Consider the following 15411-nt stretch of genomic DNA (forward strand, 5'->3'; position numbering starts at 1 on the left):
GTTGTTGGCAAACGGAATTAAATACCGTTCGGTATTTTAATAAGGACTTGAATCCGGATTGCAAGAGAATAAAATACTGATCGGTATTCAAATCGAACGACATGACTGGCGGAAACATTCATGCCCAGAGGGCGCCCACGGAAAGTTGATCCCGACAAAGCCCTAGAAACGGCGATGGAGCTGTTCTGGGACAGGGGCTATGACGGCACGTCCATGGCGGATCTCGCCGATGCCACGGGCATGGCCAAGCCCGGCCTATACGCCACGTTCGGCGACAAGGAACACATTTTCCAGCAGGCGCTTTGCCGCTACGACGAGGTCATGGCCCGGCCGATGATCGAGGAGCTCCTGTCGTCATCGGCGCCCTTGCGAGCGTCCCTGCGCGCGTCTCTGTCCGGCATCCTGCATTCGATCAAGGGCAGCGGACTGCCGATGGGCTGTTTCATCCTCAACAGCACATTCGAGTGCTCGAACGACGAACCTGCGATCAAGCAACACCTAGTGGAGCTGAACCTGCAGCGCCGCAATGCCTTCCGGCAGCGCCTGCTGCGGGGCCGGGACGAAGGCGAATTGCCCGGCACGGCGGACATCGACGCACTGGCCAACTATTTCGCGGGGCAATCGGCAGCAATCGGGGTCATGGCCCGTGCCGGCCTCCCGCTTGATGAACTGGAAGCGATGGTGGACGTCGCGCTCAACGTTCTGCCCGAGGCCGAAACGCCTAGCGCACCACGGTGATCCGCTCGGCCGCGCGGGTCACCGCCGTATAGAGCCAGCGGTCGCGGTGCTCGCGGAAGGCCCAGCTCTCGTCGAAGAGAACCACGTCGTCCCACTGGGAGCCCTGCGACTTGTGCACGGTCAGGGCATAGCCGTAATCGAACTCGTCGGCCTTGCGGCGGATGGCATAGGGGATCGCTTCCGCGCCATCCTCGAACATGGCCGGCAGCACCTTGACCTGCACCTTCTGCTTTCCGACCTCGTCTTCCGGCTTCACGTCGAACCTGAGGGTATTGCCGCGCGGCTGGCGCAGGCGGCTGACCGTCCACAGACCACCGTTCAAAAGCCCCTTGGTCTTGTCGTTCCTCAGGCACACGAGCTTGTCGCCGACTGACGGCATCGGCGTGGTAAAGCCCTTCAGCTCGCGGATGCGGCCGTTGTAAAGCCGGCGCGTCTTGTTTGTGCCCACCAGCACCTGATCTGCGGAAAGGATCTGCTCCTTGTCGATCTCCTTGCGGCCGATCACCTGGCTCTCGCCATAGGCGCCATAGTCGAGCTTGCGACCCTCCCGTATGTCCATCGACATGCGCACGATCGGATTGTCCTGCGCCTGGCGGTGCACTTCCGTCAGCATCACGTCCGGCTCGGCCTCGGTGAAATAGCCGCCGCCCTTGACCGGCGGCAGCTGCGCCGGATCGCCCAGCACCAGCACCGGCGTTCCGAAGGACAGGAGATCGCGGCCGAGGTCTTCGTCGACCATGGAGCATTCATCGATGACGATCAGTTTTGCGGTTGCCGCAGCGCTGTCGCGCTTGATGGCGAACTGCGGGCCTGCATCCTCCTCGTCGTCATCGACCTCCTCTTCCTCCTTGGAAGAGCGCGGCCGGTAGATCAGAGAGTGGATGGTGCCGGCGTCCTCGCAGCCCTTCTGGCGCAGCACATGCGCCGCCTTGCCGGTGAACGCGCCGAAACAGACATCCCCGTCGATGCCTTCGGCCAGATGGCGGGCCAGCGTCGTCTTGCCGGTGCCCGCATAGCCGAACAGACGGAATACCTGCTTGTCTCCGCGCTTGAACCACGCGGAGACCTCGGAAAGCGCCTTGTCCTGTTCAGGCGACCAGCTCATGCCCTGATTCCCGTTTCGTTCTCAGTCAGGCACGTGCATAGCGGGTTTTGGAAGGAGTGGCTACGGGGGAAAGGGAAAAGGCAGGAAGTCCTCTTCTTCTCCGCCGTCATTGCCGGACTTGATCCGGCAATCCATACCGTGACCTCGCGACTTGCAAGCGCCTGTATTCCTGGTAGTGGAACGGCATGGATGCCATGGTCGAGCCATGGCATGACGATCAAGTGCGATGCACAGCCCAACCACCTCTCCAAGGTCATCCCCGCCTTGTGCGGGGATCCATTCGGCGTCACCATGCGGCATGGCATTTTATGTCTACCTGCTGACAAACCGTCCGCACGGAACATTTTACACCGGGGTGACCAACAATCTCGTCCGGCGAACCCATGAACACCGGGAGATGACAGGCAGCACCTTCACCCGGCGTTACGGCATTACCCGGCTGGTTTACTACGAGATCTTTGACACGCCAGAAGAAGCCATCCGACGGGAAAAACGCCTGAAGCGCTGGCCCCGCGACTGGAAAATCAGAACTGTCGAAGCTTTCAATCCCGGCTGGCTCGATCTCTATGAAGACTTGAACCGATAGGCCGTCCCGAACCGATACCTCAGATGGATCCCCGCACAAGGCGGGGATGACGGGAGAGGATGCGGAGAGGCCCTGACCTTTCAGTTCGTCATTGCGGGTTCCGGGATAGCGCGGGTTCAAGGATAGCTATGGGCCCCAAACAGAATCCCCTGCATCCGGAGAAGCAACCGCGTGGTTGCCATCCCCTACCCATGGCATGAAGTCAGGGGTGCATTGCAGATTCACGTCCCCAAACTCAACGGTCATCCCCGCCTTGTGCGGGGATCCATTCGCCCCCTCACCGGTAAACCCCATACCGCCGGAACCGGGGCTGCCCGGGCAAGGGCACGTCAGGGACGCGCAGGGAGCCGTGGTGCCGGGAAGGCGGACCGGGGTCGCCGAGTTCCCTGAGCCGGCGAACGCGTTCCTCGGTCGGCGGATGGGTGCGCAGAAGCGAGGGCTCGGGGATCTTGCGCCCGGGCAGGAACATCTCCTCCCAGGCACGCCCGGTGCGGCGCTCCAGTTTCATCAGCGCCGAGGCAAGGCCGGACGGGTCGCCGGTCAGTTCCGCTGCCGTGCGGTCGGCGGCGAATTCGCGCGTACGCGACAGGGCAAGCTGCAACAGCGCCATGACCGTCGGCGAGAAGATCAGCAGGATCACAATATGCCAGGGCACATGGGCGGCACCGGCCAGAATGAGCGGCAGATTCATGATCAGAAGGAACAGCCCCATCCAGGACGCGACCGAGACCGCGCGCGACATGGCGTCGGCCAGCCCCATGATCCAGAGATCCCGGTTGGCGATATGGGCCACCTCATGCGCCAGCACCCCGGCCAGTTCGCGCCGGTCGAGAAGCCGCAGCAAACCGTCGCTGATGCAGACCACACTTTCGTTCGGCACGCCGATGGTGAACGCATTCGGCAACCGGCTCGGCACATAGAAAAGCTCCGGCACCTTTGGCAGGCTCGCCCGGCGGGACAACTCGGCGAGAATGGCGACGCCCTCCGGGAAGGCGTCGGCGCCCAGCCGCTTCGCGCCATAGGCCGACAGAAGGACCTGCTTCGGCAGGCTGGACATCAGCACCAGGCCGAACACCGACCCCAGAACAATGGCCAGCGTCAGTTCCGGTCCGGCGATGGTCGAAACGATGCCCCATGCAATCACCCCCATTCCGCCGACAAGAAGAGCGGACTGGGCAATGTTGATCAGCCTGTGACGCAATGAAGGTGACATGACCTGAACTTATGATCTGCAGCCATCAATTACGAGTGGTCAGGACCAGGAGTGACCCCACAGAACCGTCAAGACATAGGTTGGACGATCAGTGCCCCAAAGGCCCCTTGATCTTTTCCATAATTCGGATATTCTCGAAATATGGAAAAGACTCTCGCACTCGACACCCTAGCGGCACTCGGACAGGAAACACGGCTCGATGTCTTTCGCCTGCTGGTCAAGGCGGGCCGGACGGGCATGAACGCCGGCGCGATTTCGGATGCGCTTGCCGTGCGGCCGAACACCCTGTCGACGCATCTGGGCGTTCTCGCGCGCTCCGGCCTTGTCAGCGCCACGCGCGAAGGCCGCTCTATCATCTACACCGCCGATCTCGACGTCATGCAGGAGCTGGTCCGCTACCTCCTTCAGGATTGCTGCGGCGGCAACCCCGACCTTTGCGGACCATTGGTGACCGCGCTTTCCTGCAGCCCCGGCATGAAGTCCGGGGAGTGCTGATCCTCTCAAGACATCGACCACAAGAGCTCACCTGATGCGCAATGTCCTTTTTGTCTGCACCGCCAACTCGGCGCGCTCCGTTCTCGGCGAAGCCTTGCTGCGCCATCTCGGCGGCGGCCGCTTCCGGTCCTTCTCGGCCGGCTCGACCCCGCGCGGCATGGTCAACCCGGATGCCCTGACCTGCCTGGAGCGGCATGGCATTTCACCCGAGGGCTTTCGCTCCAAGAGCTGGGACGAATTCGCAGGACATGATGAGCCGTCGATGGATGTCATCGTGACCGTCTGCGACAACGCCGCCGGCGAGGCCTGCCCGATCTGGCCGGGTCATCCGCTCGTCGTTCACTGGGGCATTCCCGACCCCGCCGGCATCGACGGCAGTGACGACGTGCGCAACGCCGCCTTCGATCTCGCGTACTGCCGCATGAAGCGCCGGATCGAGGCTTTCCTGGCGCTTGGCGACGAGGTGTTCGAGGCCTCCGATGCGAAGGCCCGGCTCAGTCACATCGGCAAGATCGACGAGGGGAACTGACCCCTGGCGCCCCCGGCAGGAATAGCAGTACGACATTTGAACAGACTTTCAGGAGATTGAAGCGTGGCTTCCGAAGAACACTCGCCCATGGGCCTTTTTGAACGCTACCTGTCCGTCTGGGTGGCTCTTTGCATAGCAGCCGGTGTCGGCCTCGGGCTTCTGGTCCCCGGCGCCTTTTCGGTCATTGCATCGCTCGAATACGCCAGCGTCAATCTGGTCGTGGCCGTCTTCATCTGGGTGATGATCTACCCGATGATGGTCAACGTCGACTTTGCCTCGCTGAAGGATGTCGGCCGGAAACCGAAGGGCCTGTGCATCACGCTGGTGGTGAACTGGCTGATCAAGCCCTTCACCATGGCGGCCCTCGGCATCCTGTTCTTCGAACATCTCTTTGCCGGGCTGGTCGATCCGCAAAGCGCCAAGGAATACATCGCCGGCATGATCCTGCTCGGTGTCGCGCCCTGCACCGCCATGGTCTTCGTCTGGAGCCAGCTGGTACGCGGCGACGCCAACTACACGCTGGTCCAGGTATCCATCAACGACATCATCATGGTGTTTGCCTTCGCGCCGATCGCGGCGCTGCTGCTCGGCGTGACCGACATCGTCGTGCCATGGGAGACGCTGCTGCTCTCGGTGATCCTCTATGTCGTTATCCCGTTGGCTGCCGGATATGTCACCCGCAAGATGCTCGACAATTCCGGCAATCACGAACGGATCGCTGAATTTACCGGCCGGGTGAAGCCGTTCTCGGTCATGGGCCTCCTCGCGACCGTCGTGCTGCTGTTCGGTTTTCAGGCGCAGACGATTGTCGAGAAACCGATGGTCATCGCCCTGATCGCCATTCCGCTGATGCTGCAAAGCTACGGCATCTTCGCTGTCGCCTACATCTGGGGCCGGCTCTGGGGCGTGCCGTTCAACACCGCAGCGCCCGCGGCCCTGATCGGAACCTCGAACTTCTTCGAGCTTGCGGTTGCAGTGGCGATCAGCCTGTTCGGCCTGAACTCCGGCGCAGCTCTTGCGACTGTCGTCGGCGTGCTGGTCGAGGTGCCGGTGATGCTGTCATTGGTCGCCTTCGCCAACCGGACACGCCACTGGTTCGTCCAGCCGGCCTGATCGATCAGGTCAGCTCGACATTGGCAACGAGAGCTGCGGCCTGACGGCGGAGATACTGCATCAGTTCCTCCGCCTTCTGGATCGCGCTCTTCTCGTCCCCTGCCTCGATCGCCTGCATCAGCTCCAGATGCGCCCAGGCGGCGGCATTGAGATCGCTTTCACCCAGATAGCGGAACCAGTAGCGGCGGCTCAGGGTCTGCAGGGGCGAAACTGCCTTTGCGGCGAAGGGATTGCAGGCGGCCTTGGCGACGATTTCATCGAACTGCTTGTCGAGGCGCAGGAACCCCGCGACATCGTGATCGGCTGCGGCGACGCGCATCTGGCGGGCACAGGCATGCAGCGCCTGCCGCTCCGCCTTGCTGGCCAGACGAGCGGATGAACCGGCAAGCAGCACCTCGAGCGCGTGGCGCGCCTCCATGACCCTGGCGAAATCTCCCGGGTTGATCTCGGCGACGACGATCCCGAGACGCGGGCGCACCGTCACCAGGCCTTCCCAGCTGAGGCGCTGGATTGCCTCGCGCACCGGCGTGCGGCCAACGCCAAGCTCCTTGGTCAGCTGCATTTCGGTGATCGCTTCACCGGGTTTGAGCTGCAGCGTTACAATCGCCTCTTCCAGCTTCCGGTAGGCCGACTGGGCCAGACTGCCGCTTTCTTCCGTCATGTTTCCTGCCGACCCTCCGTCCTCGGTTCGGACCTTTGCGCCTCAATACCGGCGCTCCCGCCGCCCGTAAAGCTCGGTATGATGTACTATTGATATATCAGTCGTTGACAATTGAAAAGTCACGGAGCACTCTCCGGCTCGAAGCCTGATCCGAATTCACTCCTGCAAAGAGGTAATCACCCATGTGGCGCGGCGTATTTCCTGCGGTTACGACCAAATTCACCGACGCGGACACCCTGGATGTCGCAGAACTTGAGCGCTGCTTCGCGCTGCAGATGGAGGCTGGCTGTGACGGCATGATCGTTTGCGGCTCGCTCGGCGAAGCCATGGCGCTGGAGCCGGAGGAAAAGCTCGAACTGCTGAAGATCGCCAAGAGCGTTGCCGGTGAAAAGCCGGTGCTGATGACGGTCTGCGAAAGCTCGACGAAACGCGCGGCAAGGGCTGCCGAGGCTGCCGCGAAGGCCGGCGCTGCGGGCCTGATGGTCCTGCCGGGCGTCCCCTACAAGTCCGCTTCGCACGAAACTGTTGCGCATCTGAAGACGGTCACCCAGGCCGCGGGTCTGCCGGTGATGATCTACAACAACCCCATCGCCTACGGCGTCGATGTCACGCTCGACATGTTCGAGGAACTGGCCGCCGAGCCGCTGGTGGTCGCCATGAAGGAATCCACCGACGACATCCGCCGGGTGACCGATGTGATCAACCGCTTCGGTGACCGTTTCGACATCTTCACCGGCGTCGACAACCTTGCGCTGGAAAGCCTGATGGTCGGCGCGGTCGGCTGGGTTGCCGGACTGGTGGTGGCCTTCCCGAAGGAAACCGTCGCCATCTACAAGCTTGCCCAGGCTGGCCGCTATGCGGAAGCCCTTGAGATCTACCGCTGGTTCCGCCCGCTGCTCGATCTCGATGTCTCGACCAATCTCGTCCAGAACATCAAGCTGGCGGAGGTCCACGCCATCGGCTCGAACGACCGTTGCCGCGCTCCGCGCCTGCCGCTGTCCGGTACCGAGCGCGAGCGGGTGGAGACCGTCATAAAGGACGCTCTTGCAAAACGGCCAGAGTTGCCATCCCTCTAGGATCATGAGCGCGCCAAACGTCACCATCGTCGGGGCCGGCATCGTCGGCCTCGCAACAGCCTCGGTCCTTGTATCCAGGGGCTGCAAGGTAACCGTCATCGACCGGGAAGGTCCCGCTGCCGGAACGAGCCAGGGCAATGCCGGCGGCATTGCCTGGACCGACGTTGCCCCCCTCGCCTCTCCGGGCGTGTGGAAGGACGCCCTGAAATGGCTGGCCGATCCGCTTGGGCCCCTGACCGTGCGCCCTGCCTATGCTCTGAAGATCCTGCCCTGGATGCTGCGTTTCCTTGCGGCCTCCACCAAGACCCGCGTCAAGGAGAGCACCGAGGCGCTGGCGGCCCTCAACGGCACCGCGCTTCCTGCATGGGAACGTGTCTGGCAGCAAACCGGAACCCACAATCAGGTGCGCCGCAACGGCTGTCTGGAAATCTTCGACAACGCCGCAAAGCTGGAGGCCTATCGCTCCACGTGGGCTGAGCAACGAACCTACGGTATCGACGTACGCGAGCTGACGGGTGACGAACTTCGCGAGCTTGAGCCGGACCTTGCTCCCTCTATCCTCGGAGGTGGCCTCCTGCCAGGCTGGGCACAGATGGACGACCCCAAGAAGCTCTGCCTGTCGCTGGCCGACTGGCTCGCCGCGCAGGGCGTTGCCTTCGAGGTCGCGACTGTGACCGGTGTCGCCGCCGGTCTGGATGGAGCTGAGCTCAGTTTTTCCGACGGAACGGCAAGACGCGTCGAAAAGCTCGTCATCGCCTGCGGAGCATGGTCGAAGAAGCTGACGTCACAGCTTGGCGATCCAGTGCCCCTCGATACGGAGCGCGGCTACAACATCACCGTGCCCGACCCGAAAATTTCGCTGTCTCACTTCTTCCTTCTGCCCGGTCACGGCTTCGCCGTATCGCAACTGGAAACGGGTTTGCGGATCGGCGGCGCAGTCGAGTTCGGAGGTCTGGAGCTTCCGGAAAACTGGAAGCGCGTCGATGCAATGATCGCCAAGGCAAGGACCATCTTCCCGAAGCTCGATGCGTCGACTGGCAAGCGCTGGATGGGCTTCCGTCCGTCCCTGCCGGACAGCCTCCCGGTCATCGGCCCTTCTTCTGCGAGCCCGCATGTCGTCTACGGTTTTGGCCATGCCCATCATGGTCTGACGGAAGCTGCAACGACTGGCGAACTGTTGAGCGCACTGCTTCTTGGCGAGCAGCCGGGTATCGATCTTTCGCCCTTCAGGGCGACACGTTTTTAGCCGGCTAACTTTCGGAGCATTCCATGGCACGTCACACGTTCTTCTGCATCGACGGTCATACCTGCGGCAACCCTGTGCGCCTCGTCGCGGGCGGTGGACCTCGCATTCAAGCCGCATCCATGTTCGAACGGCGGCAGAAATTCATCGAGGACTACGACTGGATCCGCACAGGCCTGATGTTCGAGCCGCGTGGTCACGACATGATGTCCGGCTCGATCCTCTATCCGCCGTCTTCGGACGACTACGATGTCGGGGTTCTCTATATCGAGACCTCGGGCTGTCTGCCCATGTGCGGGCACGGCACCATCGGCACCGTGACCATGGCCATCGAGGAAGGGCTGGTGACGCCGAAGACGCCGGGCCTTGCCCGCCTGGAAACGCCCGCTGGCCTGGTGCTCGCCGAGTACACGATGGACGGCGAATACGTCGCCTCGGTCAAGCTGACCAACGTGCCCTCATTCCTGGCCGCCGAAGGTCTGGAGATTGATTGCCCGGAACTGGGACGGTTAACCTTCGACGTTGCCTATGGCGGCAACTTCTATGCGATCATCGAACCGCAGCAGAATTTCGCCGGCGTCGGCAAGGTGCCCGTTGATCAACTCGTTGCCGTCAGCCCGAAACTGCGCATTGCGCTCAACGAGGCCTACGAGATGGTTCACCCGGACAATCCGGGCATCAAGGGCATCACCCATATCCAGTGGACCGGCGCCGCCGCCGATCCGAAGGCCGACGCGCGCAACGCGGTCTTCTATGGCGACAAGGCCATCGACCGCAGCCCCTGCGGCACAGGCACTTCGGCCCGCATGGCCCAGCTGCACGGCAAGGGCAAGCTGAAGGTTGGCGACACATTCGTCCACGAGAGCGTCATCGGCTCTCTCTTCACCGGCGGTGTCAAGGAAGAGGTTCTCGTCGGCACCAGGCGCGGCATCGTCCCGACCATCGAGGGCTGGGCGGTCAGGACCGGCACCAGCACCATCACGCTGGATGAACGCGACCCCTACATGACCGGTTTCTCGGTGACCGGCACAGGCGTGAAACGCTACCCACGGCCCTGAGGGCGGTCCGACACCTTTTTCTACCCAAAGAAAAAGGCAGCGCCGAAGCGCTGCCTTTCGTGTTGCAAGGCATTCGGCCGGACTAAGCGGCCTTGGCAGCGAGACGCTTCCTGATGCTTTCCACATCGGCCTGGGGCGTCGCGGCAAAAAGCGTGCGGGTATATTCGTGCTGCGGATTGCCGAAGACCTCGTCCCGCGTACCGTATTCCACCACCTCGCCGAAATACATCACCATCACCTTGTCGGCGAGGTAACGCACCACGGAAAGATCGTGGCTGATGAAGACGTACGTGAGGCCCATCTCGTCCTGAAGATCCTTCAGGAGATTGAGGATCTGCGCCTGAACCGAAAGATCCAGCGCCGACACCGGCTCATCGAGAACCAGCAGCTTCGGCTTCAGCATGATGGCGCGCGCAATCGCGATGCGCTGACGCTGGCCACCGGAGAACATGTGCGGATAGCGGCCGTAGTGCTCCGGCTGAAGGCCGACCTTCTGCAGCATCTCCAGCGCCATCTCGCGGCGCTCCGCAGCACTCATCGTGGTGTTGAGCAGAAGCGGCTCCTCCAGCACGTGGCCGATCTTCTGACGAGGGTTCAGCGACCCATAGGGGTTCTGGAAAACGATCTGCACAGACTGGCGCATTTCGCGCGAAATGCCCGTGTTGGCAATATCGATCGGCAGGCCGTCGACCTCGATGCTGCCGGATGTCTGCGGATCGATCATGGTCAGCATGCGGGCAAGGGTGGACTTGCCGCAGCCGCTTTCCCCCACCACCGCAAGGGTGGAACCGCGCTCGACGTCGAAGCTGACGCCCTTCACGGCTGTCAGCTGGCTGGCCTTCTTGAACAGGCCACCCTTGATGTCATAGGTGCGATAGAGATCGCGCACTTTCAGGATCGTGTCGCTCATCAAAAGCCTCCCGCCTGTGCGAAGTCGGCAACGGTCGGCAGACGATCACCGGTCGCGTTTTCGGGAAGCGCAGAGAGCAATGCCTTCGTGTAGGCATTCTGCGGCGCCTCGAACAGCTCCAGAACGCCCGATTCTTCCATTTTACGACCCATGTACTGAACGATGACGCGGTCGGCGGTCTCCGCCACCACGCCCATGTCGTGGGTGATCATGATCAGGCCCATGCCGCTGTCCTGCTGCAGCTTCACGAGGAGATCGAGAATCTGCTTCTGGATCGTCACGTCGAGTGCAGTCGTCGGCTCGTCGGCGATCAGCAGCTTGGGAGAACAGGCAATCGCCATGGCAATCATCACACGCTGGCACTGACCGCCCGACATCTGGTGCGGGAAGGCGCTGACGCGGTCTTCCGGGTTCGGTAGACCGACGGCCTTCATCAGCTCGATGACCCGGTCCTTGCGCTGGCGGGCGTTGAGATCGGTGTGGATCTTCAGGGTCTCACTGAGCTGATAGCCGACCGTGAAGCACGGGTTCAGGCTGGCGATCGGCTCCTGGAAGATCATCGAAATGTCCTTGCCGATGACCTTGCGCCGTTCCTTGGCAGACAGGCTGCGCAGGTCACGGCCCTCGAACTCCATCTTGTCGGCGGTGATCGTCGCGCTGTCCGGCAGCAGACCCATCACGGCCAGCATGGCAACGGACTTGCCCGACCCGGACTCGCCGACGATGGCAAGCACTTCACCGGCCTCGACGGTGTAGTCGACACCTTTCAGCGCCTGGAACGGACCCTTGGCCGTGTCGAACTCGACCTTCAGGTTTCTGATTTCAAGAAGCGGCATGGGCTCAGCTCCTCTTCAGCTTCGGATCGAGCGCATCGCGCAGGCCGTCGCCGACCAGGTTGATGGCAAGAACCGTGATCAGGATGGCAAGACCCGGGAAGGTCACGACCCACCATGCCCGCAGGATGAACTCGCGTGCCTCGGCCAGCATCGTTCCCCATTCCGGCGTTGGCGGCTGTGCGCCCATGCCGAGGAAGCCGAGTGCGGCCGCATCCAGAATGGCGTTGGAGAACGACAGCGTTGCCTGGACGATCAGCGGCGCCAGACAATTCGGCAGGATCGTCTTGAACATCAGACGCAGGTGCCCTGCCCCGGCCACCTTGGCGGCAACCACGTAGTCGCGGTTGCGCTCGGCCAGAACGGCGGCACGTGTCAGACGGACGAAGTGGGGCTGGAGGACGATGGCAATGGCGATCATGGCGTTGACAAGACCAGGTCCAAGGATCGCCACCAGCACGAGCGCCAGTAGCAGCGACGGAAACGCCAGGATGATGTCCATCACGCGCATGATGAAGGTATCGACTGCACCGCGCATATACCCGGCTACGAGGCCGATGGTGATGCCACCAACAAGGGCGATGGCCACGACGATCACACCGATGAACAGCGAGAAACGGGACCCAAAGATCAGGCGCGAGAGAATGTCACGGCCGACTGCGTCGGTTCCAAGCAGATAGGCGGTCGTGCCGCCATCTGCCCAGAACGGCGGCACCAGAAGGGCATCGCGATACTGGATGTCCGGATCATGCGGCGCGACGAGAGGCGCGAAGAGCGCCATCAGCACCAGGATACCGAAAACCGAGAGGCCGACGACCGCACCCTTGTTCTGGGAAAAGTAGTACCAGAACTCGGCGAACATCGCCTTGGTGGCGTCGCGGCTCTCCTGTTTCAGGTCGACCGCGGCGGTGGTTGAGGACGTTTTTGTCATTCTTGTCTCCCCTTACGTGTGCCGGATGCGCGGGTTGATCAGACCGTAGAGCAGGTCGACGATCAGGTTCACCATCATGATGATGCCGGCGATCAGCAGGAGCCCGCCCTGCACGACGAAGTAGTCGCGGCGGGAAATGCTGTCGACCAGCCACTTTCCGATGCCCGGCCACGAGAAGATGGTCTCGGTCAGGATCGCGCCTGCGAGCAGCACTCCGACCTGAAGGCCGATGGTGGTGATCACCGGGATCAGCGCATTGCGCAGGGCGTGAAGACCGATGACCCGGCGCGGAGGCAGTCCCTTGGCCCGGGCGGTGCGGACATAGTCCTCGCCGAGAACTTCGAGCATGGCCGAGCGGGTCTGGCGGGCGATGACCGCAAGCGGGATCGTCGCCAGCACGATCGAGGGCAGGATCAGGTGCCGGACGGCAGACAGGAAAGCCCCCTTCTCGCCCGACAGAAGACTGTCGATCAGCATGAAGCCGGTCACCTGGGGGAAGAAGAACATCAGCGAGATGCGCCCGGAGACCGGGGTCCACTGCAGGATGCCGGAGAACAGGATGATGAGCAGCAGGCCCCACCAGAAGATCGGCATGGAATAGCCGACAAGGGCGGTTCCCATGATCGCCTGGTCCGCGACGGAGCCGCGCTTCACAGCTGCGAAGATGCCCGCCGGGATGCCGAGGGCTACCGCGATGATGATGGCGCAGAGCGCCAGTTCGGCGGTCGCCGGGAACAGGGTGAGGAACTCGTCCAGCACAGGCTTTTTGGAAGCGAAGGAGGTTCCAAGATCACCTTGGAAGATGCTGAGGAGATAATCGAGATACTGCTGCCACATGGGCTTGTCGAAACCCATCTGCGCCATCAGTTCGGCCTTGCGTTCGGGACTCATGCCCCTTTCGCCGGCCAGAAGATCGAGGGGGTCGCCCGGCAGAAGCCGGATGAAGCTGAACGCCACGAGCGTCACTCCGAAGAACGTCGGAATGAGCAGGCCCAGGCGGCCAAGAAGGAAGCGAAACATACTGTGTGCCCGGATATGAGAAACCAGCGAACCCCTGTAAGAACAACTTAGAGGATTTCGCCGGTTAAACAGACAAGGGCGCCGGAGGTTGCCCTCCAGCGCCCGATTTTCAGGAGCGTTTACTCCGCAATGTCGACGCCGTCAAACCAGTGACCACCGAGCGGGTCCATGACGTAGCCGGAGACCTTTGCGGACATCGGCATGAAGACCGTGGAGTGAGCGATGGTTGCCCACGGCGCTTCACGCTTGAAGACGACCTGTGCCTCTTCGTAGAGCTTGGTGCGCTCTGCCTTGTCGGAGACCGTCTTGGCCTTCTGGATCAGAGCTTCGAACTCGTCGTTGCACCACTGCGCGCGGTTGGAACCGCCAACGCCGTCACAGCCGAGCAAAACGGCCAGGAAGTTGTCCGGGTCGCCGTTGTCGCCGGTCCAGCCGAGAAGCACGGCACCGTCGCGGTCTTCTGCCTTCGAGCGGGAGAGGTACTCACCCCATTCGTAGGAAACGATTTCCACGTTGACACCGATGTTGGCGAAGTCAGCCTGAATGACCTCGGCCATACGGCGGGCATTCGGGTTGTACGGACGCTGAACCGGCATTGCCCAGATCTTCATGGAAAGATCGGACACGCCCGCATCTGCCAGCATCTTCTTGGCCAGTTCCGGATCGAATGCGTCGTCTTCAACAGCGTTGTTGTAGGACCACATCGTCGGCGGAATCGGGTTCTTGGCGGCAACGCCGGAGCCCTGGAACACTGCATCCAGGATCGCCTGCTTGTTGATGCCGTGGTTCAGCGCCTTGCGGACTTCAGCCTTGTCGAACGGAGCGACCTTGGTGTTGTACGCCAGGTAACCGACGTTCAGGCCCTGCTGTTCCATCATCTGCAGGTTGCTGTCTGCCTGGATGTCCGCGATGTCTGCCGGTGCAGGGTAAGGCATGACGTGACATTCGCCGGCCTTCAGCTTCTGAAGGCGAACGGCTGCGTCCGGCGTGATCGCGAAGATCAGGTTGTCGACCGGCTGCTTGCCGCCCCAGTAGTCGGCGAAAGCGTTGTAGCGGATGACCGCATCTTTCTGGTAGCCGACGAAGGAGAACGGACCAGTGCCGACCGGCTCCTGGTTCAGCATTTCCATCTTGCCGTCAGCTTCCAGCTTTGCAGCATATTCTGCGGACAGTACCGAAGCGAAGTCCATCGCCAGGTTGGCGATCATCGGGGCTTCCGGGCGGTTCAGCACGAACTTCACCGTGTAGTCGTCGACCTTGACGATTTCCTTGATGAGGTCCGGCATGGACATGCCGTCGAAATATTCCCATGCCGCGCCGGCGGTGTATTGGTTCCACGGATGGTCCTTCTTGAGCTGACGCTCGAAGGAGAAGATCACGTCGTCGGCATTGAACTCACGGGTCGGCGTGAAGAAACCGGTCGTGTGGAACTTGACGCCCTTGCGAAGGTTGAAGGTGTACTCCAGACCGTCTTCGGAAACGTCCCAGCTCTCGGCGAGACCCGGCAGAACTTCCGTGGTGCCGCGCTTGAACTCGACAAGGCGGTTGTAAAGCGGCTTGGAGGACGCGTCGAAGGTCGTGCCCGAGGTGTAGAGAGCGGTATCGAACCCTTCCGGCGAACCTTCAGAGCAATAAACCAGTGTCTTGGCGGAAGCACCGGTTGCTGCGATCGCGGCAAAGCTGACACCGAGAAGGGCGGCCTTCAGGGTTTTACGCATTTTCATCAAACTGTTCTCCCCTTGATGAAGCAGCCAGGCCGAAGACACGTTGGATGCGTCTTTAAAAAGGCCAAGCTTGGCGCAAACTAAGGCCCTTTTTTGAGACAAAATCAACAGCCGAAAAATTTCTTATATCGATCATGAAAAGAAATATTTTTACTAGGTCAGCCTTGCTGTCGTAA

The 15411-nt window shown here is 61.8% G+C and carries 16 protein-coding genes; 8 read left to right on the top strand and 8 right to left on the bottom strand.

The genetic code is table 11. The features are described 5' to 3' along the window. Positions 1 to 174: 174 nt before the first annotated feature. A complete protein-coding gene (locus tag ACN0SY_RS10140) occupies positions 175 to 738 on the top strand; it encodes a TetR/AcrR family transcriptional regulator (protein WP_417686905.1) in 564 nt (187 codons plus the stop codon). Here ACN0SY_RS10140 and ACN0SY_RS10145 read toward each other — a convergent pair. Next, the gene (locus ACN0SY_RS10145; protein ID WP_417686907.1) at positions 722 to 1843 is read right to left on the bottom strand and encodes an ATP-dependent DNA helicase; all 1122 of its coding nucleotides are present in this window, start codon (positions 1841 to 1843) and stop codon (positions 722 to 724) included. The genes ACN0SY_RS10140 and ACN0SY_RS10145 overlap by 17 nt on opposite strands. A 298-nt stretch (positions 1844 to 2141) precedes the next feature. Between ACN0SY_RS10145 and ACN0SY_RS10150 the strand changes: the two genes are divergently transcribed. Further along, complete coding sequence (locus ACN0SY_RS10150; RefSeq protein WP_417686909.1) at positions 2142 to 2429, top strand: GIY-YIG nuclease family protein; 288 nt, start codon at positions 2142 to 2144, stop codon at positions 2427 to 2429. A 277-nt stretch (positions 2430 to 2706) separates the two neighbouring features. Here ACN0SY_RS10150 and ACN0SY_RS10155 read toward each other — a convergent pair whose 3' ends face one another. Next, a complete protein-coding gene (locus ACN0SY_RS10155) occupies positions 2707 to 3642 on the bottom strand; it encodes a zinc metalloprotease HtpX (RefSeq protein ID WP_417686911.1) in 936 nt (311 codons plus the stop codon). A gap of 141 nt (positions 3643 to 3783) precedes the next feature. Here ACN0SY_RS10155 and ACN0SY_RS10160 point away from each other — a divergent pair, with 141 nt between their 5' ends. The 3 genes from ACN0SY_RS10160 to arsB all read left to right on the top strand — a co-directional run bounded on the left by ACN0SY_RS10160 (position 3784) and on the right by arsB (position 5779). Beyond that, positions 3784 to 4137 carry an ArsR/SmtB family transcription factor gene (locus ACN0SY_RS10160; protein WP_417686913.1) on the top strand — a complete coding sequence of 118 codons (354 nt, stop codon included), beginning with the start codon at positions 3784 to 3786 and terminating at the stop codon, positions 4135 to 4137. A gap of 34 nt (positions 4138 to 4171) precedes the next feature. Then, positions 4172 to 4666: an arsenate reductase ArsC gene (locus ACN0SY_RS10165; protein ID WP_417686915.1), complete on the top strand. Its 495-nt coding sequence runs from the start codon at positions 4172 to 4174 to the stop codon at positions 4664 to 4666. An 87-nt stretch (positions 4667 to 4753) separates the two neighbouring features. Then, positions 4754 to 5779 (top strand): ACR3 family arsenite efflux transporter, encoded by a 1026-nt coding sequence (gene arsB / locus ACN0SY_RS10170; protein ID WP_417687203.1) that lies wholly within the window; start codon positions 4754 to 4756, stop codon positions 5777 to 5779. A 4-nt stretch (positions 5780 to 5783) separates the two neighbouring features. Here arsB and ACN0SY_RS10175 read toward each other — a convergent pair whose 3' ends face one another. Further along, positions 5784 to 6440, bottom strand: a complete 657-nt coding sequence (locus ACN0SY_RS10175; protein ID WP_417686917.1) for a GntR family transcriptional regulator — start codon at positions 6438 to 6440, stop codon at positions 5784 to 5786. Between the two features lie 182 nt (positions 6441 to 6622). Here ACN0SY_RS10175 and ACN0SY_RS10180 point away from each other — a divergent pair, with 182 nt between their 5' ends. Genes ACN0SY_RS10180 through ACN0SY_RS10190 form a run of 3 tightly spaced genes read left to right on the top strand, consistent with a single transcriptional unit; the run spans position 6623 to position 9817 of the window. Beyond that, a complete protein-coding gene (locus ACN0SY_RS10180) occupies positions 6623 to 7516 on the top strand; it encodes a dihydrodipicolinate synthase family protein (RefSeq protein ID WP_417686919.1) in 894 nt (297 codons plus the stop codon). A 4-nt stretch (positions 7517 to 7520) separates the two neighbouring features. Then, complete coding sequence (locus ACN0SY_RS10185; RefSeq protein ID WP_417686921.1) at positions 7521 to 8762, top strand: NAD(P)/FAD-dependent oxidoreductase; 1242 nt, start codon at positions 7521 to 7523, stop codon at positions 8760 to 8762. A 23-nt stretch (positions 8763 to 8785) separates the two neighbouring features. Further along, positions 8786 to 9817 (top strand): 4-hydroxyproline epimerase, encoded by a 1032-nt coding sequence (locus ACN0SY_RS10190; RefSeq protein WP_417686923.1) that lies wholly within the window; start codon positions 8786 to 8788, stop codon positions 9815 to 9817. A gap of 82 nt (positions 9818 to 9899) precedes the next feature. Here ACN0SY_RS10190 and ACN0SY_RS10195 read toward each other — a convergent pair whose 3' ends face one another. The 5 genes from ACN0SY_RS10195 to ACN0SY_RS10215 all read right to left on the bottom strand — a co-directional run bounded on the left by ACN0SY_RS10195 (position 9900) and on the right by ACN0SY_RS10215 (position 15235). Beyond that, on the bottom strand, positions 9900 to 10727 hold the full coding sequence (locus ACN0SY_RS10195) for a dipeptide ABC transporter ATP-binding protein (RefSeq protein ID WP_417686925.1): 828 nt from the start codon (positions 10725 to 10727) through the stop codon (positions 9900 to 9902). Further along, entirely contained in the window at positions 10727 to 11563 is an 837-nt protein-coding gene (locus ACN0SY_RS10200; RefSeq protein WP_417686927.1) for an ABC transporter ATP-binding protein, read from the bottom strand. Before ACN0SY_RS10200 ends, ACN0SY_RS10195 begins: the two co-directional genes overlap by 1 nt. A 4-nt stretch (positions 11564 to 11567) precedes the next feature. Continuing rightward, positions 11568 to 12491 carry an ABC transporter permease subunit gene (locus ACN0SY_RS10205; RefSeq protein ID WP_417686929.1) on the bottom strand — a complete coding sequence of 308 codons (924 nt, stop codon included), beginning with the start codon at positions 12489 to 12491 and terminating at the stop codon, positions 11568 to 11570. A 12-nt stretch (positions 12492 to 12503) separates the two neighbouring features. After that, positions 12504 to 13511 carry an ABC transporter permease subunit gene (locus ACN0SY_RS10210; RefSeq protein WP_417686931.1) on the bottom strand — a complete coding sequence of 336 codons (1008 nt, stop codon included), beginning with the start codon at positions 13509 to 13511 and terminating at the stop codon, positions 12504 to 12506. A 119-nt stretch (positions 13512 to 13630) separates the two neighbouring features. After that, positions 13631 to 15235 carry an ABC transporter substrate-binding protein gene (locus tag ACN0SY_RS10215; RefSeq protein ID WP_417686933.1) on the bottom strand — a complete coding sequence of 535 codons (1605 nt, stop codon included), beginning with the start codon at positions 15233 to 15235 and terminating at the stop codon, positions 13631 to 13633. Positions 15236 to 15411: the final 176 nt, after the last annotated feature.

The sequence above is a fragment of the Roseibium sp. genome (genome assembly GCF_048261595.1).
Taxonomy (GTDB): domain Bacteria; phylum Pseudomonadota; class Alphaproteobacteria; order Rhizobiales; family Stappiaceae; genus Roseibium.